The organism is Pseudomonas sp. FYR_5 (assembly GCF_043106315.1).
In the GTDB taxonomy this organism is placed as follows: domain Bacteria; phylum Pseudomonadota; class Gammaproteobacteria; order Pseudomonadales; family Pseudomonadaceae; genus Aquipseudomonas; species Aquipseudomonas putida_Y.
The window spans coordinates 1-422 of the sequence record NZ_JBICMK010000093.1; the positions used below are offsets into that span (position 1 = coordinate 1).

The window sequence follows — 422 nt, forward strand, 5'->3', positions numbered from 1 at the left end:
GTAACCGTGACCCTGTCCAACGGCCAGACCATTACCGTTGAAGCGGGCAAAACCCAGGGCAGCGTTGATTTCCAGACCCCGGCCAATGACGTCTATAACAACGGTTCGACTGTCAGTGTCACGATCGAGAACGCCACGGGCGGCAACTTCGAGCAACTGACCCCGAACCCGACGCCGGCTCAGACCACGATCAACGACTCGGTCGATGCCACCACTGCAACCCTGACCGCCTCGCCAAGCGTGACCGAAGGCGGCGTGATCACCTATACCGTGACCCTGAGCAACCCTGCCCAGACTCCGGTAACCGTGACCCTGTCCAACGGCCAGACCATTACCGTTGAAGCGGGCAAAACCCAAGGCAGCGTTGATTTCCAGACCCCGGCCAATGACGTCTACAACAACGGTTCGACTGTCAGCGTCAC

Annotated in this window: 1 protein-coding gene; it reads left to right on the forward strand. The window is 59.7% G+C overall.

The window, feature by feature from the left end; translation table 11 throughout:
• Positions 1-422: immunoglobulin-like domain-containing protein (locus tag ACF8RA_RS17585; RefSeq protein WP_392519397.1), on the forward strand; the 422-nt coding region annotated here is incomplete at both ends.